The 22,148-nt window shown below is 66.4% G+C and carries 21 protein-coding genes and 1 pseudogene; 10 read left to right on the top strand and 12 right to left on the bottom strand.

Features of this window, described 5'->3' with window-relative positions; translation table 11 throughout:
• The first annotated feature begins 229 nt into the window (after positions 1-229).
• Both HY058_18835 and HY058_18830 read left to right on the top strand, forming a co-directional pair.
• Positions 230-646 carry an NUDIX domain-containing protein gene (locus tag HY058_18835; protein ID MBI3499355.1) on the top strand — a complete coding sequence of 139 codons (417 nt, stop codon included), beginning with the start codon at positions 230-232 and terminating at the stop codon, positions 644-646.
• Positions 647-676: 30 nt separating this feature from the next.
• Positions 677-1,453, top strand: a complete 777-nt coding sequence (locus tag HY058_18830; protein MBI3499354.1) for an SDR family oxidoreductase — start codon at positions 677-679, stop codon at positions 1,451-1,453.
• Positions 1,454-1,601: 148 nt separating this feature from the next.
• On the opposite strand, the gene HY058_18825 is transcribed toward HY058_18830, so the two are convergent.
• The 4 genes from HY058_18825 to HY058_18810 all read right to left on the bottom strand — a co-directional run bounded on the left by HY058_18825 (position 1,602) and on the right by HY058_18810 (position 6,352).
• Complete coding sequence (locus HY058_18825) at positions 1,602-2,015, bottom strand: response regulator (protein ID MBI3499353.1); 414 nt, start codon at positions 2,013-2,015, stop codon at positions 1,602-1,604.
• A gap of 25 nt (positions 2,016-2,040) precedes the next feature.
• Positions 2,041-4,341, bottom strand: coding sequence for a response regulator (locus HY058_18820; GenBank protein MBI3499352.1), 2,301 nt, complete (start codon positions 4,339-4,341; stop codon positions 2,041-2,043).
• A gap of 16 nt (positions 4,342-4,357) precedes the next feature.
• Positions 4,358-4,753, bottom strand: a complete 396-nt coding sequence (locus HY058_18815) for a hypothetical protein (GenBank protein MBI3499351.1) — start codon at positions 4,751-4,753, stop codon at positions 4,358-4,360.
• Positions 4,754-4,906: 153 nt separating this feature from the next.
• Positions 4,907-6,352, bottom strand: a complete 1,446-nt coding sequence (locus HY058_18810) for a serine hydrolase (protein ID MBI3499350.1) — start codon at positions 6,350-6,352, stop codon at positions 4,907-4,909.
• A 91-nt stretch (positions 6,353-6,443) separates the two neighbouring features.
• Here HY058_18810 and HY058_18805 point away from each other — a divergent pair, with 91 nt between their 5' ends.
• Entirely contained in the window at positions 6,444-7,442 is a 999-nt protein-coding gene (locus HY058_18805; protein ID MBI3499349.1) for a membrane dipeptidase, read from the top strand.
• 85 nt (positions 7,443-7,527) lie between these two features.
• The gene (locus tag HY058_18800) at positions 7,528-8,856 is read left to right on the top strand and encodes an aspartate aminotransferase family protein (GenBank protein ID MBI3499348.1); all 1,329 of its coding nucleotides are present in this window, start codon (positions 7,528-7,530) and stop codon (positions 8,854-8,856) included.
• 5 nt (positions 8,857-8,861) lie between these two features.
• Here the strand turns inward: HY058_18800 and HY058_18795 are convergent, their stop codons facing one another.
• The 3 genes from HY058_18795 to HY058_18785 all read right to left on the bottom strand — a co-directional run bounded on the left by HY058_18795 (position 8,862) and on the right by HY058_18785 (position 11,480).
• The gene (locus tag HY058_18795; protein ID MBI3499347.1) at positions 8,862-9,509 is read right to left on the bottom strand and encodes a helix-turn-helix transcriptional regulator; all 648 of its coding nucleotides are present in this window, start codon (positions 9,507-9,509) and stop codon (positions 8,862-8,864) included.
• A 205-nt stretch (positions 9,510-9,714) separates the two neighbouring features.
• Positions 9,715-10,554 (bottom strand): 23S rRNA (adenine(2030)-N(6))-methyltransferase RlmJ, encoded by an 840-nt coding sequence (locus HY058_18790; GenBank protein ID MBI3499346.1) that lies wholly within the window; start codon positions 10,552-10,554, stop codon positions 9,715-9,717.
• Positions 10,551-11,480: a sugar kinase gene (locus tag HY058_18785; protein ID MBI3499345.1), complete on the bottom strand. Its 930-nt coding sequence runs from the start codon at positions 11,478-11,480 to the stop codon at positions 10,551-10,553. The genes HY058_18790 and HY058_18785 overlap by 4 nt, the downstream gene beginning before the upstream one ends.
• A gap of 215 nt (positions 11,481-11,695) precedes the next feature.
• On the opposite strand from HY058_18785, the gene HY058_18780 reads away from it, so the two are divergent.
• From HY058_18780 to HY058_18760, 5 genes are all read left to right on the top strand, one after another.
• Entirely contained in the window at positions 11,696-12,700 is a 1,005-nt protein-coding gene (locus HY058_18780) for a GTP-binding protein (GenBank protein MBI3499344.1), read from the top strand.
• Positions 12,701-12,711: 11 nt separating this feature from the next.
• Entirely contained in the window at positions 12,712-13,734 is a 1,023-nt protein-coding gene (locus HY058_18775) for a WD40 repeat domain-containing protein (GenBank protein MBI3499343.1), read from the top strand.
• A gap of 119 nt (positions 13,735-13,853) precedes the next feature.
• Positions 13,854-15,278, top strand: coding sequence for an FAD-dependent oxidoreductase (locus HY058_18770; GenBank protein MBI3499342.1), 1,425 nt, complete (start codon positions 13,854-13,856; stop codon positions 15,276-15,278).
• Between the two features lies 1 nt (position 15,279).
• Positions 15,280-16,032, top strand: coding sequence for a TVP38/TMEM64 family protein (locus tag HY058_18765; protein MBI3499341.1), 753 nt, complete (start codon positions 15,280-15,282; stop codon positions 16,030-16,032).
• Entirely contained in the window at positions 16,025-17,428 is a 1,404-nt protein-coding gene (locus tag HY058_18760) for an adenylate/guanylate cyclase domain-containing protein (GenBank protein MBI3499340.1), read from the top strand. The genes HY058_18765 and HY058_18760 overlap by 8 nt, the downstream gene beginning before the upstream one ends.
• Positions 17,429-17,445: 17 nt before the next feature.
• On the opposite strand, the gene HY058_18755 is transcribed toward HY058_18760, so the two are convergent.
• The 3 genes from HY058_18755 to HY058_18745 all read right to left on the bottom strand — a co-directional run bounded on the left by HY058_18755 (position 17,446) and on the right by HY058_18745 (position 19,401).
• Complete coding sequence (locus tag HY058_18755) at positions 17,446-17,706, bottom strand: hypothetical protein (protein MBI3499339.1); 261 nt, start codon at positions 17,704-17,706, stop codon at positions 17,446-17,448.
• Positions 17,663-17,986, bottom strand: a complete 324-nt coding sequence (locus tag HY058_18750; protein ID MBI3499338.1) for a BrnT family toxin — start codon at positions 17,984-17,986, stop codon at positions 17,663-17,665. The genes HY058_18755 and HY058_18750 overlap by 44 nt, the downstream gene beginning before the upstream one ends.
• 74 nt (positions 17,987-18,060) lie before the next feature.
• Positions 18,061-19,401 (bottom strand): amidase, encoded by a 1,341-nt coding sequence (locus HY058_18745; protein ID MBI3499337.1) that lies wholly within the window; start codon positions 19,399-19,401, stop codon positions 18,061-18,063.
• 192 nt (positions 19,402-19,593) lie between these two features.
• Here HY058_18745 and HY058_18740 point away from each other — a divergent pair, with 192 nt between their 5' ends.
• The gene (locus HY058_18740) at positions 19,594-20,811 is read left to right on the top strand and encodes an MFS transporter (GenBank protein ID MBI3499336.1); all 1,218 of its coding nucleotides are present in this window, start codon (positions 19,594-19,596) and stop codon (positions 20,809-20,811) included.
• 4 nt (positions 20,812-20,815) lie between these two features.
• Here the strand turns inward: HY058_18740 and HY058_18735 are convergent.
• Positions 20,816-22,033: pseudogene (locus HY058_18735) on the bottom strand (efflux RND transporter permease subunit).
• Positions 22,011-22,148 (bottom strand): hypothetical protein (locus HY058_18730; GenBank protein MBI3499335.1); only part of this gene is annotated, 138 nt, incomplete at its 5' end. The pseudogene HY058_18735 and the gene HY058_18730, both read right to left, overlap by 23 nt.

The following is a 22,148-nucleotide window of genomic DNA, read 5'->3' as shown; positions in this document are numbered from 1 at the left end:
TCGGCTCCTGCCTCTTCGTTCGCAAACCCCTCGCCAAAATCGACAAACCGCCCCCGCTTAATCCCAACCGCCGACAACCAACCGCCTCCCCCAACCAGGGAACCTTCAGCTATGCATGACTTTCCCCGGACACCCGTGCGACGCGTGGGGGAGGGAGCCATGAGCCGGCCTTCCTACTCCCTCCCCCGCGGCTGCGGGGGAGGGTCGGGGTGGGGGTCCTGCTGCATCGATGACCCCGGAAGCATGCGCCTGCGCGATTCTGCTCCGAGACGGCGCCGTGCTGCTTGGCCGGCGGGCGCCGCATAAGCGGGCCTATCCCAATTGCTGGGACATCTTGGGCGGGCATATCGAAGCCGGGGAGACGCCGCCCGAGGCCTTGATCAGAGAGGTCGAGGAGGAAGCGGGCGTGACCCCGACCGCGTTCGAAGCGATCGGGTTCTTCACCGAGCCCAATCCGGAGATCAACGGCCCGGTTGGCTACTACGTATTCGTGGTGACGGCATGGTCCGGCGGCGAGCCCGCGATGCTCGGCGACGAGCACACCGAGTTCCGCTGGTTTCCCTTGGCCGATGCAAGCCGCTTGCCGGATCTCGCCGTGCCTCAATACAAGCGGCTGTTCCAAGACCTGGCACGGCACGCGTCCTAGCCGCCGTAGTCCCGCGCAGAGGAGGGTGCCATGGAGATCGACTGCCGCGGCCAGAAGGTCCTCGTCACCGCCGGCGGCGGCGGCATCGGACGCGTCATCGCCGAGACCTTCCAGGAGAATGGCGCCAGCGTGCATGTCTGCGACATCGACGAGACGGCCCTTGCCGATCTCCGCGCCATGCGCCCCGAGATCGGCACCTCCAAGGCCGACGTGGCCCAGGCGGGCGAGGTCGACCGCCTGTTCGAAGAGGCGCTCGGCCGCCTGGGCGGCCTCGATGTGCTGGTCAACAATGCCGGCATCGCCGGGCCGACCGCCTGGGTCGAGGATGTGAGCCCGGCGGAGTGGGACCGCACCATCGGCGTCTGCCTCAACGGCATGTTCTACTGCGTGCGCCGCGCCGTGCCGGTCATGAAAGAGGCGCGGCAGGGCTGCATCATCAACATCTCCTCCACCTCCGGACGTCTCGCCTTTCCCATGCGGGCCCCCTATGCGGTGGCGAAATGGGCGGTCAACGGCTTCACCAACACGCTGGCATCCGAGCTCGGTCCGTTCAATATCCGCGTCAACTCCATCCTGCCGGGATGGGTCGAAGGCGAGCGCGCCGAAAGCGTCATGCGCAACAAGGCAGCCGCGCTCGGAATCAGCGTCGAGGAGATGAAGGCGAAGGCGATGCAGTTCATCGCGCTCAAGACCCAGATCAATCCCCGCGAGATCGCCGAGATGGCGGTCTACGTCGCCTCCCGTTCCGGCCGCCACATCAGCGGCCAGATGCTCGGTGTCTGCGGCTTCATCGAGCTCGAGCGGTAGGCGACCCTCACCCCGGCCCTCTCCCGCGGTGCGGGAGAGGGAGAAGGAAAGCGCCAGGAGCCCCTCTCCCGCACCGCGGGAGAGGGTGCCGAGCGTGAGCGAGGCGGGTGAGGGGATGCCCTGATCACAATTGCAAAAAACCGTCAGCCTATTTCGGCTGCAGCTTGAACGTGCCGGCGATCTTGCGGGCGAGTTGGTCGGGGGAGAACGGCTTCACCACATAGGCATCGACGCCGTTCTTGCGGGCCTCCAGCACGAAATCCGGCGTCGCCCGTCCGGTCAGCATGAGGAAGGGCATGTCGATCCAGGTCTTGCGGACCTCCTTCAGGAGATCAAGGCCGCTCATCTTCGGCATCGTCCAGTCGGAGATGATGAGGTCGAACTTGGTGGCGCCCTCGTTCAAGACGCGCAACGCCTCGGCCCCGTCGCGCGCGCAGATCACCAGCCGGATGCCGAGCTGCTTCAAGACGCTCTGGGCCAGCCGCATGGCAAAGGCATCGTCCTCGACCAAGAGGATCGAGAGATGCGACAGATACGTATCGGAAGGGTGCTTGCCCGTCATCGACGCTCTTTTCTTTGCTCGGTGCTCATGCGGCCTGCGAGGCGGGATAGCGCTGGCGCAGCAGGGCCTGACCCTCCGCGAGCTTAACTGCGAATTCGTCCATGGCTTGGCCGGCTGCGGCCAGGTCGCCGCCGTGGCAGGATTCCTCGATGGCGAGCGCCACACGGAAGAGTTGACCCAAGCCGAGGCTGCCGGCGGCACCTTTGACGCTGTGCGCGGCATCGCCCCAATTCGAGGCATCGCCCGATGCCTCAGCCGCCCGCATGGTGCGGGTGTGCTCGGCCGAGGTGGTGAAGAAATCCTCGACCAGCTCGGCCACGACCTCGCGGCCGAGCTGCGCCTCGAGACCGCCGAGCACGGTTTCGTCCAGCGCCAGGTTGCCGCCCAGCAGCTGCTGGGTCAAATCGATCTCGCCGGTGGCCGGCGCTTCGGTCTCGTCCCGCCGGCCGATCACCCGCAAGAGTGCCGCATGGAGTGCGGTTGGATGGATGGGCTTGGAGACGTGGTCGTTCATCCCGGCGTCGAGTCCGCGCTGGATGCCTTCCTGCATCGCCGAGGCGGTGACGGCGATGATCGGCACGCGGCCGGGCTCGCCCGCGAGCGCGCGGATGGCGCGGGTGGCGTCGATGCCGCCCATCTCAGGCATGTGCATGTCCATGAGCACGAGGTCGTAGTGCCTCTTCTGCACGGCGTCCACCGCGGCGCGGCCATTCTCGACGATGTCGACGCGGTGCCCGTGGGGGACGAGGAGACCGGCCACGACCTTCTGGTTCACCTTGTTGTCCTCGGCCACCAGGATCTCGAGGGGCGGGATCCGTGCGGCTTCGGCGGCGACGTCCTCTTGCCGCCGCGCCTCGCCCAAGGGCAAGGTCACTTCGAACCAGAAGGTGCTGCCCCGCCCGACCGTGCTGTCGACGCCGATCACGCCGCCCATCTGCTCGACGATGCGCTTGGAGATGGCGAGCCCGAGCCCGGTGCCGCCGAACCGGCGCGTGATCGAGGAATCGGCCTGGCTGAACGAGCCGAAGAGCTTCGCCTTGCCTTCCTCGGAGATGCCGATGCCGGTATCGGCCACGGCAAAGCGCAGGCGCGCGCCTTGTTCGGCCGAGCCGAGAGGCGCGACCGACAGCGTGACCCCGCCATTCTCGGTGAACTTCACCGCATTGCCGACGAGGTTCAAGAGCACCTGACGAAGCCGGCCGGGGTCGCCCTTGAGATAGGCCGGCGTGTCCGGGCCGATCTCGGCCTTGAGCCAGATGCCTTTCTCCTCGGCGCGCGCCGAGATCAGCGTGGCGACGCCGTCGACCACCAGGCGCGGCTCGAAGTCGATCGCCTCGAAGTCGAGCTTGCCTGCTTCCAGCTTCGAATAGTCGAGAATATCGTTGAGGATGGTCAGCAGCGCTTCCGATGAGCTCAGCACGATCTCGGCGTAGCTGCGCTGCTCATCGTTGAGAGGCGTGCCCAGCAAGAACCGGGTCATGCCGAGCACGCCGTTCATCGGCGTCCTGACCTCGTGGCTCATCATCGCCAGGAACTCCGACTTGGCGCGGGTCGCCGCCTCGGCCTTGTCCTTGGCGCTCTCGACCTCGATCATCGCCTGCTTGAACACGCTCAAGGCGTCGGCCATGCCGCCGATCTCGTCCTTGCGATCCCGGTGGGGGACCTCGATGTCCCGGTCGCCTTTCGCGAGCCGGACCATGAGCCGGGCCAGCGTGTCCGTCGGCCTGCCGATATTGTGCGCGAGCAGGAGGGCGACGCCGACGCAGACCACCAGCACGGTGGCGACGATGGCGATGATCGAGCGCTCGGTCACGGTGATGATGCGCTCCGCATCCTGGCGAAAGAGGTAGCCATCCTCGGCGGCGAGCTGGGTCAGGACCTCGAGCTGATTGCGGATGTCGGCGCCCAGCGTGTCGCGCCCGGCCCCGCCGCCTTCGCCGGAGCGAGCCGCCGTCGTGAGCGCCATCCATTGCGAGGCCTTCTCGCGGATGGAGCCGGCCAAGTCGCCGATCCGCTCAGAGAGGCCGCGCTCGGCGGCGATGCTGAGATCGTCGAGGAAGGTCTTGTGGTCGCGTGCGAGCTGGGCGAGCTTGGTCCGCCGCTCCGCCTCGCTCGCGGCTTCCGCGGCGGCGCGTCCCACCGGCTCCATCAGCGCAAAGCCGGTCTGCGCCGAGCGGCTGAAATTGATCGCCTGCAGCGGCTGGTCGTACATGCGCACCACCAGCTCGCCGATCCGATCGGCCGATATGCTGGCCGACAGGCCGAGTGCCGCGGCGGCCAGCACCGCCACCAGGAACGCGCCAATGAGCTTGAGGCGGATCGACATGGGTTGCCGGCCTCGCCTATCGGGTGACGACGATCTGCATCTTCATCTTCGGGTGGATGCGGCAGCGCACCTCGAAGGTCCCGGCACTGCTGAAGCGGATCGGCTTGCGCTCGCCCGAGCCCTGCAAGCCGATGTCGAAGACGCCGCCCTGGGTCGCCGAATAGGCGTTGTGCCCGAACGGGTCCTCGTTCACGAAGGTGATGGTCTCGCCGATCTTGGTGCGGTATTCGGCCGGGGCAAACTCGATGTTCTTCTGCACGACCTCGCCGGCCTTGGGCTCGGCGGGCGCACCGGGCGCGCCATACTCGTCGTATTGGCTATCGTTTGCGGCCCACACGATGGCGCCGGCGCTGAGCACGCCAGCGGCAACGATGGCTGCCGGGAGGAGCCGCCAGCGAGTCCTGAAATTCATACGCCAATCCTCCGGCGCCTCCGGCCTTGCCGGGGTGCCCCCCGCGGCCTCTGCCGCCACTTCCATGCCCCCTCTACGATCGCGGTGATGATATCGGATTAGCGCTGCGGAGACCATGCAAGGGCCAGCCCCCGATTCTTGACTGGGATCGCCTCAACGGCGCCGGAATTCCGCCAGGCTGGGGATGACGAGCCGGGTCAACGCGCCGGCGCCATCGGCAGCGAATCGGAGAAACAGTTCCTTATAGTAAAGCTTAACGCCGCGATCCTTCGGCACGGCGCGAAACTCGTTCCAATGCCAGTGCTCGAGATCGCAAGCATTTCCCACAATATCGGCCTTGAGACGCCCACGGGCGAAGGTGACTGCAATGTCGCCGTAGCCGCCATGGCGATAGCGGCCGGCAAGCGCCCGCAGCGGCACCGACGGCTTGGTGCCCTGCCGCCGCCCGATCGGTCGGTAATAGTAAGGTGTGCCATCGGCGAGCGGCCGCGCCTTCGGTATCGCCCTGAGCTTTGCTTCCGCCAGGGCAATCCAATCCCGCTCCGGTCCGCCGAGGCAAAGGCTCAACAGCGCGTAGCGCAGCGCCAGGGGTGCCGGCGTCTGGTGCAGGTTGGTCAGGATGACGATGCCGAGGCGCTCCTCGGGCACGACGATCACCAACGCGATATAGCCTTCGAGCGCGCCGGTGTGCTCGACCACGCGATGGCCGATGAAGTCGTGCACATACCAGCCGAGCCCGTAGCTGACGATGGTGGCGGCGAAGCGGCTGTGCCAGCGCACCGGGCTAATGCCCCGGGGATGGACGAGGCTGTGCGGGGTGAACATCTCGCCGAGTGTCGCCGGTTTGAGGAAGCCCAACCCGCGGTTGGCGTGAATGTCCGCCCAGCTCGCTAGATCGGCGAGGCTCGCCACCATCGAGCCGGCCGGCGCCAGATTGGAGAAGTCCCGGTGCGCCATGGCCTCGACCCCGCGACCGAAATCGGCATGGGGCGAGGAGCTGGCGCGCTTGTTGCGGAGCCGCTCATAGGTGGGTGCCGCATCGGCGAGGCCGAGGGGCTTCAGGATGCGGGCCTCGACGTAATCTTCCCAGCTCAGCCCCGACAGGCGCTCGACCACCGCGGCGGCGGCAAGCGGACCATAGCTCTGATAGCAAGTCTCGCTGCGGAAGGGTGCCCGGAGCGGCAAGACCCGCATCTGCGCCAAGATCTCGGCACGGGTGAAATGCGAGCTGTAGTTGGTGATCGCATCCTCGCCATGGCCGATGCGGTGGGCGATGAGGTCACGCATCGTCACCTGCTCGGCAATGGCCGGATCGGCCAGGCGAAACTCCGGCAGCACGTCGATGGCCCGCGTATCCCAGGCAAGACGGCCTTCCTCCACCAGGAGCGCCATGGCGGCGGCGTTGAAGGTCTTGCTGACCGAGCCGATGTCGAACTGGGTGTGCTTGCCGATCCGGGCCCGCTCTCCCAGCCGCTTCACCCCGAAGCACCCTTCGTAAAGCTTACGCCCTCCGCGGCGGATCGAGACGGCGCCGCCGGGCACACGCCAGTGCTCGAGCGCTCGCTCGATCGTGCGCCGGATCTTCTCGTCGTCGATCATGCCGATCCCCGCGCTTTGTCCTTGGCGAAGGCTAACGGGCGACCCGAAAACGCGCTAGGGTGGGCGCGGCTGCGGGGAGAGTGTCTCGACGATGACGGGGTGGACCATCGAGCCGAAGGCAACGGCCCTGCATTCGGCGCTTACGCTCTGCGACATGACGCTGCCTTGGACCGCCTCGGCGCTCAACAGCGAAGCCAAGACGCTGCCGCGCTTTCCCAAGGCCGGCGTTACCTTCGTCTCTCTCAGCCTCGGCGTCGACTCCATGGGCTTGGAGACGACCATTCGCCATATCGCTGCCGAGCGGCGGCGATTTCTCAGCCATCCCGGGCGCTACGTGCTGGTCGAGACCGTGGCCGACATCCGTCGGGCGAAGGCGGAGGGAATGCTCGCCATCGGCTTCAACTTCCAGGGAACCAATCCCCTGGCGGGGGACACCGCCATGGTCGAGGTCTACTACAAGCTTGGCATCCGCCATATGCTGCTCGCCTACAATCAGCGCAATCTCGCCGCCGATGGCTGCCATGAGCGAACCGATGGCGGCTTGAGCCGCTTCGGCGTGGCGCTGATCGAAGCGATGAACCGGGTTGGGATGATCGTCGATGTGACCCACACCGGCTACCGCTCCTCGATGGAGGCGATGGAAGTCTCCACGGCCCCAGTCATCTTCTCCCATTCGAACGCGCGTGCGCTCAAGGACCACGAGCGCAACATCAGGGACGATCAGATCGACGCCTGCGCCAAGACCGGAGGCCTCATCGGCATCAATGGCGTGGGCCCGTTCCTGGGCGAGAATGACGGCTCCACAGCCGCCTATGTCCGCCACGTCGACTACATGGTCCAGCGCGTGGGTGCGGCCCATGTCGGCATCGGCCTCGACATGGTCGACGAGGTGGAGTTCTGGTACGCGGTATTTCGCGGCAGTCCCGCCATGTTCCCCAAGGGCTACCCGCCGCCGCCGTGGCAGTTCGTGCAGCCCGAGCAGCTGCCGGAGGTGACCGAGGCGCTCATGAAGCTCGGCTACGGCGAGAGGGACGTGCGCGGCGTGATGGGCGAGAACTTTCTCCGGGTCGCCGCCGCCGTTTGGAAATAGCGCGAGGCGGCACCTCTTGTATTCCCCGTGCCGGCGTTTCAAACTGGAAACATCGCTTCGCAGCCCCTCGAAGGATCAAAGGGTCATGAGCACCATCGCCACCCAGGCGGCCGCCCGCAACATCGATCTGGATTCGGCGCTGACCGACGCGAGAGCGCTGTTCGTCAAACGCAATCCCAATAGCGGCGCCATCTACCAGGAAGCCTTGGGCGCGCTGCCCGGCGGCAATACCCGCACGGTGCTGTTCTACGCGCCCTATCCCCTGACCATGTCCAAGGGGGACGGCGCCTATCTCTGGGATGCCGACGGCCACAAATACGCGGATTTCCTCGGGGAATACACGGCCGGCCTCTATGGGCACTCCCATCCGGTGATCCGCAAGGCGCTCGACCAGGCGCTCGATGGCGGCATCAGCTTCGGCTCCCACAATGCCATGGAAGGCAAGCTCGCCAAGCTGGTGCAGGCTCGCTTCCCCTCGGTCGAGCTGCTGCGCTTCACCAATTCCGGCACCGAGGCCAATTTGATGGCGATCACCGTGGCGCTGGTCTACACCGGCCGCTCCAAGGTGATGGTGTTCGAGGGCGGCTATCACGGCGGCGTCTTCACCTTTCAAACCGGCCAGTCGCCGGTGAACGGCCCCTTCAACTTCGTGATCGCGCCGACCTACAACGACATCCCCGGCACCATCGCGCTCATCGAGAAGCATGCGAAGGAACTGGCGGTGGTGGCGATCGAGCCGATGCAGGGCGGCGGCGGCTGCATCCCTGCCAGCCCAGCGTTCCTTTCTGCCTTGCGGGAAGCCACGACCAAGCACGGCGTCGTGCTGCTGTTCGACGAGGTGATGACCTCGCGGCTGTCGCCGGGCGGGCTGCAGGCGCTCTACAACGTCATCCCCGACATGACCAGCCTCGGCAAGTATATCGGCGGCGGCATGAGCTTCGGCGCCTTCGGCGGCCGCGCCGACATCATGTCGCGCTTCGATCCGCGCCGTCCCGATGCGCTGCCCCATGCCGGCACCTTCAACAACAACATCCTGACGATGTCCGCGGGCTATGCCGGGCTGTCGGAGGTCTATACGCCTCAGCGTGCGGTCGAGCTCAACGCCTTCGGCGACAAGCTGCGCCAGCGCCTGAACGCGCTCTGCCGCAAACGCGACCTCGCCATGCAGTTCACCGGAATCGGCTCGATGATGAGCGTGCATTTCCTGAAGGGCGAGATCCGCTCGATCTTCGATGCCCGCGCCGGCAGCAAGGAGCTGGTCGAGCTGTTCTTCCTCGACATGCTGGAGCGCGGCATCTATCTGGCGCGCCGGGGCATGATGGCCTTGTCGCTGCCGATCACCGAGACCGATGGCGAGGCCTTGGTCGCCGCGGTCGACGAATTCCAGACTGCGCGCGGATCCCTGCTGAAGTAGGGAGCCTACTTCTTGACGAGCTGGAGGGGCGGCTGCGTGCCGGGCCGCGAGATGGTGCTCACCACGCGCGCCGGCTTCGGGCCGACGGAGATGAGAGCGTGGCCCATGGTGGCGTCGAAATAGACGCTCTCGCCGGTCTCCAGCCTGACCGGCTCGTAGAACTCCGAGTGGAACTCGATCGCTCCCTCGAGCACATAGACCCATTCCTCGCCGGGATGGCGGTTGAGCGGGCCGAACGCCTCGAGGCTGGTTGCCTTGACCCTGCTCTCGAGCGCCACCAGCGCTTTTCGCGACAGCTCGGCGCCGTGGTAGGTGTGCTCGTAGGTGTCGGTCTCGTGCACCCTGCCATCGCCTTTGAGCGTGATCGTCCGCCTGCCGGTCGCGGCCTGAATCGTCTCAGGCGTAAAGAGATCGGCCAGGTCGATATTGAGGCCGTCGGCCAGCTTGGCGAGATTGTCGTAGGTGAGCGAGATCTGCTTGTTCTCGACCTTGGACAGCGTCGAGGGCGCAAGCCCGGTCATCTCGCTGACCTTGCTCAAGGTCCAGCCCTTGGCCTTGCGCAGCTCCCTGAGCCGGTCACCGAGAGTATGCCGGCGCTGCAAGGCGGTTCCCCCAGCCTCGGCACCCTGAACGCGCTTCCGCTTGGCCTTCATTGCCGCCCCATTCCCGTTGAGGTTGATGACGATTTTGCATCCATCTAGGACCATCCGCGCACAAATGCGAGAGGAAAAATTTAATACCCGTGAGAAGCAGGATTAATCACGTCGGACGCAGTTCCACCGCGGTCGGCGCAACAATCGCCTCCATTTCGTATAGGAAAGATAGCATGCCGCGGCGCGCCGGCAAATGGGGCGGGCGCTATTCCGGCACCAGCCAGTCGAGCCGGACACTGCCATGTCTGGCGGCACCCAGGCTCTTCAACAGGGCGGGGAGCAGGGCCTTGAGGCTCTCATCCAGGCGCCAGGGCGGGTTGACCAGCACCAGGCCGCTTCCATTCAGCGTCTCCGGGCTGCGCGGCGGGCGAAGGAGGAGCTCGGCCACGAGCATCCGGCGGATGCCGGTGGCAACGATGAGCCCGTGTAGGCGATCGATCGGCGGCCGGTCCTTGATTGGATACCAGATTGCATAGAGGCCGGTCGCCCAGCGCTTGTGCGCGTGCTTCAGGCCGCGGGCGATGCGCTCGGCCTCATCTGTCACCTCGAAGGGCGGGTCGATCAAGACGAGGCCGCGCCGCTCCTTGGGCGGCAGCATGGATTTGAGCGCCCGATAGCCGTCCATGTGATGGACTTGGATCCGGCGGTCGGCTCCCATGGTGAGGCCGAGCGTGCGGGCGTCCTCGGGGTGCAGCTCCGCCAGAACCAGCCGGTCTCGGGCGCCCAGGAGTGCGTTGGCGAGCCAGGGCGAGCCCGGATACCACCGTAGCTCCGGGCCGCTATTGGCGCTGCGGACGAGATCGAGATAGGAGCGGAGCTCGGCAGGGGGCGAGGGATCGGCGAGCACGCGGGCGATCCCGGCTTCGAACTCCCTGGTCTTCAGCGCCGGTTCGGAGGCGAGATCGTAGCGGCCGATGCCGGCATGGGTGTCGAGGATGACGAAGGGCTTCGGCTTCTCCTTCAGATGCCGGATCAGCAGCACCAGCACCGCATGCTTCACCACGTCGCTGAAGCAGCCAGCGTGATAGGCGTGGCGATAGTTCATTCGCCTACGGCAGAAGTGGCGTCGGCCGGCATCGCCTCCAGCGGAATGATGGCGCCGCGGTGTTGGATTTTTTGCCCGGCGAGGCGGTGGCCGGCTCGGGCGGCGGCGATCGGGTCGCCGCCGGCGATCCGCTCGGCCAGGTAGGCCGCATTGAAGCTGTCGCCGGCGGCGGTCGAATCGATGACCTTGGTCACGCTCTCCGGCATGACCGAAGTCGCCTCGCCGTTGACCGAGACGAGACACGGCCCCTTCGCGTCCTTGACCACCACTTCCGGCACGCCGAGGGCATGCAGCCGCTGGGCGCAGGCGGCGGTGTCGGCGTCGCCGAACAACAGCCGCTCATCATCCAGGCTCGGCATGGCGAGATCGGCGAGGCGCAGCGCCTCCATGAGATTGAAGCGGGCGGTCTCGGGAGAGACCCAACCCCGCGGCCGGTAGTTGGTGTCGAAGGCGATCTTGGTGCCGGCGCGCTTGGCTTCCTCGACGGCGCGCAGGAAGGCCAGGCGCGTCACCTCGCCCAGGATCGACAAAGTGATGCCGGAGAGATAGAGCCAGTCGAAGCTCTTCAGCCTGGCCAGGATGTCCCCGCCCCGCGGCCCCACCAGCATGTCGCGCGCCGCCGCCGCCGAGCGCCAATAGAAGAACGAACGCTCCCCCTGATCGTCGGTGCGGATCATATAGAGACCCGGCAAGCGCCCGGGCAGCCGGGCCACCAGATCGGTGCCGATCCCTTCCTGCTGCCAGAAGGCGAGCATAGCCTCGCTATAGGGGTCGTCGCCAAGCGCGGTGATGTAGTCGACCGCAATCCGGCGGCTCTGGCCCAGACGGGCGAGGTAAACCGCGGTGTTGAGGGTGTCGCCGCCGAAGGCGAGGCCGAGCTGGCCCACTCCATGGTGGCTGGGGCCGAGATGGCTGAGCTCGATCATGCATTCGCCGATCGCGGCGACCCGGGTGGTGCCGGGCACGCTTGCTTCCTATGTTAGGTCCTGCCGCCGGCCTCGACTATATGCCAGCGGTAGCCGGCAAGGCCAAGGGCTTGGCCTAATTGATTGCCCCTTAATGCATTGCCCCTTAATGCATTGACGGGGGGGAAGGCCGGCCCCTAACGTCTGGCCGCCCAATCCGCCTGGAGCGATCTGCGATGAGCCAAATCCCCGTCACCGTGCTGACCGGCTTTCTTGGGGCCGGCAAGACCACGCTTCTGAACCGCATCTTGAGCGAGGAGCACGGCAAGCGCTACGCCGTCATCGTGAATGAGTTCGGCGAGATCGGCATCGACAATCAGCTCGTCGTCGGCACCGACGAGGAAGTGTTCGAAATGAACAATGGCTGCGTGTGCTGCACGGTGCGCGGCGACCTCATCCGGGTGATCAACGGGCTGATGAAGCGCAAGGGCGGCTTCGACGGCGTCGTCATCGAAACCACGGGTCTAGCCGATCCGGCTCCGGTGGCGCAGACCTTCTTCATGGACGCCGAGGTCAAGCGCTGGTGCGCGCTGGACGCGGTGGTGACCGTGGTCGACGGCTATCATTTCCTCGAGCGCGTGGAGGAGAGCCAGGAAGCCGAGGAGCAGGTCGCCTTCGCCGACGTCATCCTCCTGAACAAGACTGATCTGGTCGCGCCCGAGCGCCTGGCCGAGGTGGAGAGGCGCATCCGTGGGATCAACCGCTTCGCCGAGATCCATCACACGGAGCGCTGCGGCATCGGGCTCGACAAGGTGCTGGATCGCGGCGCCTTCGATCTCGATCGCATCTTGGAGATCCAGCCGAAGTTTCTCGAGAAGCCGCATGATCACGATCATGATCACGACCACGACCACGACCATCACCATCATCACAAGCACGGGCCGGACATCGCCAGCGTGTCCTTGAGCCTTGAGCGTCCGCTCAACCGCCAGCGCTTCGAGATGTGGATCAATACCCTGCTCCGGGAGAAGGGACAGACTATCTTGCGCTCGAAGGGCATTCTCGACTTCGCTGGCGAGCCCAGGCGTTTCGTCTTCCAGGGCGTGCACATGCTGATCGACGGCCAGCCCGGCCGGCCCTGGCAGAAGGACGACCGGCGTTGGAGCCAGCTCGTCTTCATCGGCCGCGAGCTCGATGCCGCGGCGCTGAAGCGCGGGCTCGAGGCGTGCGTGGCGGCTTAGGGCGGGTCTAGGTGAGCGAGCAGAGCTGGAAGGCGGACGCGCCGGTCGTCGCCGTTGCCTTCGACCGCTCGAGCCGGCAGGCCGCCTTCGCCTTGGGTGATGGCACCGTGCGCCTGGTCGAGGCGGGTGGCGAGCCCCGCATCGCCGAGTGCCACGCCGGCGCCGCCCTGGCGCTGGTGCCCGATGCGGCGAAGACCGGATTTGTTTCCGGCGGCGACGACGGCAAGCTGATTCGTATCGCGGCCGATGCGAGCCAGGCGACGCTCGCAACCTTTCCCGGCAAATGGATCGAGCAGATCGCCACCAGCGAGGTCGGCGGCATCGCCTTCGGCGCCGGTCGCGAGGTGATGCGGCTCGATCGGGCCGGCGCGCCTCAGGGGGCGCCGTTTCCGCATCCCAGCACGGTTGCCGGCGTCGTCTTCGATCCCAAAGGCAAGCGACTTGCGGTGGCGCATTACGGCGGCGTCAGCTTGTGGTGGTGCAAGGCGCAAGAGCAGAAGCCGAAGCTTCTCGCCTGGCGCGGTTCCCATGTGCTGGTGAGCTGGAGCCCGGATGGCGCCTATGTGATGTCGGCCACTCAGGAGAACGACCTGCATGGCTGGCGGCTGTCGGACGCGAACGATCTCCGCATGAGCGGCTATCCGACCAAGGTCAAGTCGCTGGCCTGGTCGGCGAGGCCGTCCTATCTGGCCTCCAGCGGCGCCGACCAGATCGTCTGCTGGCCCTTTGCCGGCGCCGGCCCCTCGGGCAAGGCGCCGATCGAGTTCGGCGGTAGGGGCGGGGCCTTGGTCACGGTCGTCGCCGCGCACCCGAAGGGCGATTGGCTGGCCGCGGGCTATGACGAAGGTGCGGTCGGCGTCGGCCAGATCAGCGAGAAGCGGGTGCGGCTCATGCTGGCTCCGACCGGCGGTCGCGCGGCTTCTCTGGCCTGGTCGGCCGACGGACGCTGGATCGCCGCCGGCGACGAGGACGGCACCATGCGCTTGGTCGCCTTCGGTGAGGCATCTTCGTCGGCGATGCTCACCCGACCGTGATTGGCCCGGCGCATTGTTTCGCGCCACATACGGGTAAGCGTCTATGGATTCTCTAGCCTAATGCTATTTCCGCCTGGCCGGCTCCGATGCGATGATCCCTGCTGGCCTTGGGGGCACGGATGAGCGAGAGGCTTAGCGTTGACATCTGCGTGATCGGCGCAGGTTCCGGCGGTCTTTCGGTGGCCGCCGGCGCCTCGCAGATGGGCGCCTCCGTCGTGCTCGTCGAAAAGGGCAAGATGGGCGGCGACTGCCTCAACTACGGCTGCGTCCCATCGAAGGCGCTCTTGGCGGCGGCGAAGGCGGCGGCAACCGTTCGCGGCGCGGTGGCGTTCGGTGTCAACGGACATGAGCCTGCGATCGACTTCGCCCGCGTGCATCAGCATGTCCGCTCCGCTATTGCCGCGATCGCGCCCATGGATTCGGTTGAGCGTTTCACCGGGCTCGGCGTGCGCGTGATCCAGGCGCCAGCGCGCTTCCTCGGCGCGCAAGAGGTCGAAGCCGGCGAGGTTCGTATCAGCGCGCGGCGGATTGTGGTCGCGACCGGTTCGCGGCCCGCAGCGCCGCCGATCCCGGGCCTGGACAACGTGCCCTATCTCACCAACGAGACCATCTTCGAGATGCCGAGCCGGCCGGAGCATCTGATCGTGATCGGCGGCGGCCCGATCGGGGTCGAGATGGCGCAGGCGCATCGGCGTCTCGGCTCCCGGGTGAGCCTCATCGAGAGCATGGAGCTTCTCGGCAAGGACGATCCGGAGCTGGTCGCGGTCGTGCGCCGGCGCCTGCAGGCGGAAGGCGTGGAAATCCGCGAGCAGAGCTCGGTCCTGCGCGTGGACCGCGCCGGCAATGGGGTTGCCGTCCAGCTGAAGTGCGAAACCGGAGAGGACCGCATCGAGGGCTCGGATCTGCTCGTCGCCGCCGGACGCCGCCCTTGCCTCGATGGTCTCGATCTGGAACGGGCCGACATCGCCTACACGGAGAAGGGCATTACCGTCGATTCCAGGCTGCGCACGACCAACAAGCGGATCTTCGCCGTCGGCGATGTCGCCGGCGGCTACCAGTTCACCCATGCCGCCAACTACCACGCCGGCATCGTCATCCGGAACGCGCTGTTTCGGCTGCCGGCGCGGGTCGACTACCGGGCGCTGCCTTGGGTCACCTATACGGATCCGGAGCTGGCCCAGGTGGGCATGACCGAAGCCGCGGCCCGCAAGCAGCTCGCCAAAATCCGGCTGTTGCGCTGGCCATTCCACGACAATGACCGCGCCCATACCGAGCGCACGCTGGAGGGCATGGCGAAAGTGGTGACCACGTCAAGGGGCCGCATCCTCGGCGCCGGCATCGTCGGCGCCCATGCGGGCGAGCTCATCCTGCCCTGGGCCCTGGCGATCAGCCAGGGCATGGGCATCGGCAAGATGGCATCCTTGATCGCACCCTATCCGAGCCTGTCGGAAGTCTCCAAGCGGGCCGCCGCCAGCTTCTTCACTCCCTCGCTCTTCGGCGAGCGCACCCGTAGGGTCGTGCGCTTCCTCGCGCGCTTCGGCTGACATGCAGCCAAACCCGGCAAAGGCGGCGACACCAGGCCATGCGGACAGCGCCTCGGCATGGACCCGGCTGCGCCGGGTGCTGCCCGTTGCCGTGCTGGTCTTGGGATTCGCGGCATTTTTCGCCTTCGATCTCGAATATTACCTGACCTTCCATCATCTCCGGATGCACCGCGCCCAGATCATGGCGTTCGTGGCCGAGCACGGGATGATGGCGCCGATCACCTTCATGCTCATCTATGTGGTCGTCGTGGCGCTCTCGGTGCCGGTCGGCGCCTTCATGTCGGTCACCAGCGGCTTTCTTTTCGGCGTGGCGATGGGAGCCACCTACAATGTGATCGCCGCGACGATCGGGGCAGCCCTGGTATTTCTCATCGCCAAGACGGCTTTCGGCGATCCGCTGCGCGCCCGCGCCGGCCCGTTTCTGAAGCGCATGGAAAGCGGCTTCCGGCAGAATGCGCTGAGCTATCTCCTGGTGCTGCGCTTCGTGCCGCTGTTTCCCTTCTTTATCGTCAATCTCGTGCCGGCATTTCTCGGCGTGCGGGTCACCATCTTCGTGCTCGGCACCTTCATCGGCATCATGCCTGCGAGCGTCGTCTATGCGCTGGCGGGAGCCGGCCTCGGCGCTGTCTTCGACGCCGGCTCGGAGTTCTCGGCCAAGGGCATCTTCACCCCCGAAATGGTCGTGGCCCTGATCGGCCTGGCGCTCTTGAGCCTGGTGCCGGTCTTCTACCGGAAGATGAAGCGGAATGACTGAAACGGCGGTGCGCATGCGATCGGCGCGCCCGGTGCCGTCGGCATTCGCCCGGCTGATCGGTTGGATCTTGGGCGGCCGCGACGCCGAGCATCTGCCGGAGCGCGTGCGCCGCGTCATCGAGCGCCAACAGCAGGACAGCGAGATCCTGGTGGCGTGGGCGTTGCTCGTGTTCGTCGGCTTCGCCTCGGCGCTTTACATATTTTCCGCGCCGCCGACCGATGCGCCCATGGACATCCCGATCCAGCCCTACCCGCTGGCGCTCAGCATCTACGCGGTGTTCGCCGCCATCCGTGTCTGGCTCGCGCATACGCGCCGGGTGCCGCGCTGGTTCCTGGCGCTGGCCGTCGTCATCGACATCGGCTTGCTGATGACGCTGATCTGGCTCATCCATCTGCACTACCATCAGCCGCGCGCCTTCTATCTGAAGGCACCCACCATCTTCCACGTCTTCGGCTTCATTGCGCTGAGGGCCTTGCGCTTCGAGGTGGGCTTCGTCGTTCTAGCCGGAGCCGTGGCCGTCAGCGGCTGGATGGTGCTCCTCGCTTATGCGGCGATGGATCCCGTCGGCATGAAGGTCACGCACAGCTTCATCGAGTACATGACCTCCTCCCATGTGCTCGTCGGCGCGGAAATCGAGAAGATGGCCGCCATGGTCACAGTCACCGCCATCCTGGCGCTGGTGGTGGTGCGCGCGCGGCGGCTCCTGGTGCGATCGGTGGCCGAGCAGACCGCCGCGGCCGAGCTCTCGCGCTTCTTCGATCCGGAGGTGGCGGCCAAGATCAAGGGTGCCGCCGAGATGATCCGGCCGGGCGAGGGCGAGCTCCGGCAGGCAGCGACCTTGTTCATCGATCTTCGCGGCTTCACCCCGCTCGCCCGCACCCTCGAGCCGGATCAGCTGATCGCGCTCTTGGGCGAATACCAAACACGGCTGGTCCCGGTCATCCAGCGCCATGGCGGCAGCGTGGACAAATTCCTGGGCGACGGCATCATGGCGAGCTTCGGGGCGGCGGTGCCGAGCGCCACCCACGCCGCCGACGCGCTCCGCGCCATCGATGCGCTCATCGCCGCCGCCGATGAATGGGCCGCCGACCGCCGCTCCCGCGGCCTGACCGCGCCCAGCGTCGGCATGGCGGTCGCCGTGGGCGAGGTGCTGTTCGGGGCCATCGGCGATGCGACTCGCCTCGAATACACCGTCATCGGCGATCCGGTGAACCTCGCGGCCAAGCTGGAGAAGCACACCAAGGTCGAGAAGGTGCGCGCGCTCACCACCGCCGATGCATTGGACCTGGCGCTGGCCCAGGGCTACCGGCCGCCACGCGAGAAGGAGCGGCGCCTCGGCTGCCGCGTCGCCGGCGTCGACCACCCCGTCGATCTGGCGGCGCTGGCCAGCGCTTGAAGAGCATCCAGCTTCGATCACGCCCGCTTGCGCGGTCGGACGGCCACTTCCAACGCTTGCCGGATGAAGCGCTGATAGGGCATGCCTGCCTTGGCGGCGGACGCCTTTACCGCCTTCAATAGCGGCGTCGGCAGGCGCATGTTGACGCGCTCATCCTTGGGCTGAAACTCGAAGCGCATCATGCGCAGTTGTGAGAGATCGTATTCGGTGAGGTCGGACTTGGCGACGAAGTCCTCAGCCTCTTTGTCGCTTCGCAATCTTGGCAGCTTCTTTTTCATAATGCCTCACCTCATGGGCATGCATGTAGCGCGCGCTGATCGGTCGAATGAACGTCCTCGTTTCGTGCCGACGCAGGGTGAACACGATCAGAACGCTTCGGCCCGCGTCGGTCTTTCCGATGGCCTTGAACCGAGTCTCGGTGCGCGAGTGTGCCGGGTCCGGAAATACGGCGATCGGCCTTGAGAACAGAGATTCGACATCTGCGACCGAGATGCCATGCTTCTGGCACTTGCTGCGGTTCGCACTATCCCACTCAAATCCAGCGACGTGGGGATCCACTCATTGAAGATGTATGGACGTACATCCAATTGTCAATACATTTTAGGTCGTCATCGGCCCGGCCGATGAGCGCGTCAACCCTTAAGTGCGGCCTCGACCGCAAGCCCGACCTGGATCAGGCGGCGATCGCCCATGGTCTCGCCCATCAGCATGAGCCCGACCGGCGCGGTGCCCGGCTCGTGGATGGGAAGCGTGAGCGCCGAGCGGTCGAGGAAATTGCCGATGCTGGTGTTGCGGAGCAGCAGGACGTTCTTGGCCATGAATCCTTGCGGCGTGGCGATCTCGGCGAGGCTCGGCGCCACGATCGGGCAGGTCGGCATGAGCACGGCATCAAAACTCTCGGTCACCCGTGCTGACCGACGGATGAAATCGGCCCGCGCCTTGATCAGATCCACATAGTCGGCGGCGGACATCTCGGCGCCGCGCTTGATGCGGCTCACCACCATCGGGTCGAACCTGTCGCCCTTGGTCTCGATCAGCCGGCGGTGATGGGCGAAGGCTTCGGGTGCGCCGAAGCCGCCCTTGGCGTTGATCAGGGGATACTCGTCGAGCTCGGCAAAGGCGATGCGGGATAGCAGCGCGCCGGCCTTCTCCAGCGTCTTCAGCGAGCGCTCGAAGGCGCTTGCAACGGTGTCGTCGAGATTATCCAAGACCAGCCGCGTCGGCACGGCAAAGCGCAGTCCCTCGATGGGGAGCGCGTCGGGGACGCTCGGCGCCTCGCCGGCGAGAACGGCATCGACCACGGCACAGCACGAGAGAGTGGGTGCCAGCGGCCCCAGGGAGTCGAGGCTGAAGGAGAGCGGGAAGGCGCCTTCGAGCGGCACCCGGCGGGCGGTCGGCTTGAAACCGGCGAGCCCGCACAGCGCCGCTGGAATGCGGATCGAGCCGCCGGTGTCGCTGCCGATCGCGGCCGCTGCCATGCCGTCGGTGACCGAGATCGCCGCACCTGAAGACGAGCCGCCGGGAATACGCCCGGTCTGGCGGTCCCAGGGGTTCTTGGGCGTACCGTAATGCGGATTGTAGCCGATGCCGGAATAGGCGAACTCGGTCATGTTGGTGCGGCCGACGAGGATGGCTCCGGCAGCGCGGAGCCGGGCCACCACGGGCGCATCGGCTGTGGCCGGCGGCGCATCGGCGAGCACGACCGAGCCGGCGCGGGTGGTCTCGCCCTTGACGTCGAGCAGATCTTTGATCGAGACCGGCAGGCCGGCCAGCGGCGAGGGAACCAGCCCGTGCTGGCGCAGCCGGTCGCTGGCATTCGCCTCCGCCAGCGCTCGGTCGCGATAGACGGCGATGAACGCGCGCCCGCCTTCGCCGGACTTGTCTTCGATGCGGGCGAGTGCCGCCTCCACGAGCGCGCGGCTGGTGGTGCGGGATTGGGCGAGGTCGCGGGCAAGCTCGAGGATCGGGCGCATGGGGCTGGGGAGTCCGGCTGGAGGCGGGGAGGAGATGCAAAGCTGCGCCACCTTCCCTGTCAAGCCCAGGGGTGGACTTCAGGAGGGGGTGATCCTCACCCCCTCCTTAAAATCTCCCCCTGCAGGCTCATCTTGTAATAGCCGCGCGAGCCGGTACTCTCCGGGGCCGCAGGTCGAAGCAATCCAGGTTCCATGGTCGCCACCACCCCTGATGTCGTGCGCTCGGACGGCAAGGTCATCGGCCTCGTCGGCACGGCGCATTTCTTCAGCCATCTCTATGTGCTGCTGCTGCCGCCGCTCTTCCCGCTGATGCGCGACACATACGGCGTCGGCTTCGCGGCCTTGGGTGCGATCCTCACCTGCTTCAACGTCGCCACCTTGGTGGCGCAGATTCCGATGGGCGTGGTGGTCGACCGGCTGGGTGCGCGCAACATCCTGATCGCCGGGCTGGCGCTCGAATCTCTGGCGGTGGCGCTCATCGGCGCCTGGAGCTCGTTTTGGGGCACGCTCGTGCTGTTCTCTGTGGCCGGCCTCGCCAACAGCGTGTTCCATCCCGCCGACTATGCCATCCTCAATGCCAGCGTCGACAAGAAGCGCATCGGCCGTGCCTTCTCGATCCATACCTTCTCCGGCTATGTCGGCTTCGCCGTGGCGCCGGCCGCCATCATCTTTCTCACGCATTTCGTCGGCTGGCAGGCTGGGCTTGGGCTCATGGGCTCGCTCGGGCTCCTGACCGCCGCGATCCTGGTCTGGCAGCGGGACGCAATGACCGAGGCGGCCGCCGAGCCCAGCCAGAAGCCGAAGAGTGCAGCTATGGCGGCCGGGCTTGGCTTGATGCTGTCGCCGCCGATCCTCTTGTGCTGGCTCTTCTTCCTGTTTCTCGCGGCCGGCAATGGCGGCATCAGCAATTTCGGCGTGAGCGCGCTCAACCTCGCCTATGGCACGGAGCTGGCGACGGCGACCGTGGCGTTGAGCGGCTTTCTCTTCGCCAGCGCCGCCGGCGTCTTGGCCGGCGGCATCCTCGCCGACCGCACCGATCGTCACGGCACCGTGGCGGCGATCGCGTTCTCTCTGACTGCGCTGTTGATCGTGCTGGTGGCAACCGTGGACCTGTCGGCGACCCAGCTCTTCTCGACCCTCACCGTCGCCGGCTTGCTCAACGGCCTGGTGCAACCAAGCCGCGACATGATGGTCCGCGCGGTGACGCCGCCGGGCGCCATGGGCACCGTTTTCGGCTTCGTCACCTCCGGCTTCAATCTCGGTGGTGCGGTGGCCCCGGTGGTCTTCGGCGCGCTGCTCGACTATGGCAGACCGCACTTGGTCTTCTGGCTGGTTGCAGTGCTGATCATGCTCTCGATCGTGACCGTCGGCACCGCCAGGAGCCGGGCACCCGTGGCGATAGCATCCTAGGCGATCACTCCGCAGCCGCTGGAGCCGGCAGAGCCGCCGGCCGGCGCCGGCTGAAGCGCTCCATCAGCAGATAGACGACCGGCGTGGTGTAGAGGGTGAAGAGCTGCGCCACCAAGAGCCCGCCCACCATGGCGATGCCCAAGGGCTGACGAATCTCGTAACCAGGGCCGGTGCCGATGGCGACGGGGATGGCGGCGAAGAGCGAAGCCAGCATGGTCATGGTGATCGGGCGTGCCCGCTGCTTGGCGGCAAGCCGGATCGCGGTTAGCGGATCGAGCCCCTGAACGCGTTCGGCGTCGATGGCGAAATCCACCATCATAATCGCGTTCTTCATCACCATGCCGACGACCAGGATGCAGGCGATCGAGGTAACGATGGTGAACTGCACATGCAGGAGCCACAGCGCCAGCAGCGCGCCGAACACCGTCGAAGGCAGGGTCGAAAGAATGGTGAAGGGGTGGATATAGCTCTCGTAAAGCACGCCCAGCACGATATAGACCGCCACCAGCGCGCCCAGGAACAACAATAGCTGTTGCGTCCCGGACTTCGCCGCCGCGGCGGCTTCACCAAGGAATTCGGTCTTGACCTCGTCCGGCAGCCGGGCTTTCGCCTCTTCGGCGCGGATGGCGTTGACGACCTCGCCGATGGAGACACCGGGTGCGGCGTCGAAGGAGATGGTGATGGCGGGAAACTGCGCCAGATGCTTGATCCACAAGGGCGCGTGGCTGCGCACCGGCCGCATGAGGGCGGCCAGCGGCACCTGCCCGCCGCTGGTGTTCGGGACATGCAGTTTGTCGAAGGCCGCCGGTCCGGTCTGGTCCTCGGGATTCAGTTCGAAGATCACCCGGGAGAAGTTCGACGGCAGATAGAGGGTCTTGATCTGGGCTTGGGCGAAGGCGTCGTAGAGCGTGCTGTCGATCGCCAGGGGGGTGACGCCGAGCGAAGCCGCGCGGAGCCGGTCGACCGCGAGGCCCGCCTGCAATCCGTTGTCCTCCCAGCTGGCGATGACATCGGTCACCTCCTTCAGCTGGCGCACCCGGCGAACGAGCACGTTGCCGGCGCCGATCACCTGCTCCAGATCCACGCCCCAAAGCCCGAATTGGTAGCGCGAGCCGGTCTGGACCCCGAGATTGAGGTCCTGGATCGGAAAGAAAAAGCAGCGCAGCTCGCTCGCAGCCGGTATGCGCTCGCGCAACCTTTCAATTACCCACAATTTCGACTCCGACCATGGCTCCGAGCGCGATGTCGGTCAGGCGCGAAAGCCCGCGCCACATGACGGTGTTGCCGGGCGGAGGATCGTTGGCGCGGGCGAGATAGCCGCCGAGCCGGGCGATCTT

It is taken from the genome of Pseudomonadota bacterium (assembly GCA_016195085.1).
In the GTDB taxonomy this organism is placed as follows: Bacteria; Pseudomonadota; Alphaproteobacteria; order SHVZ01; family SHVZ01; genus JACQAG01.
The sequence above is the reverse complement of the archived record's forward strand: the minus strand, read 5'-3'. Positions and strand labels throughout refer to the sequence as shown.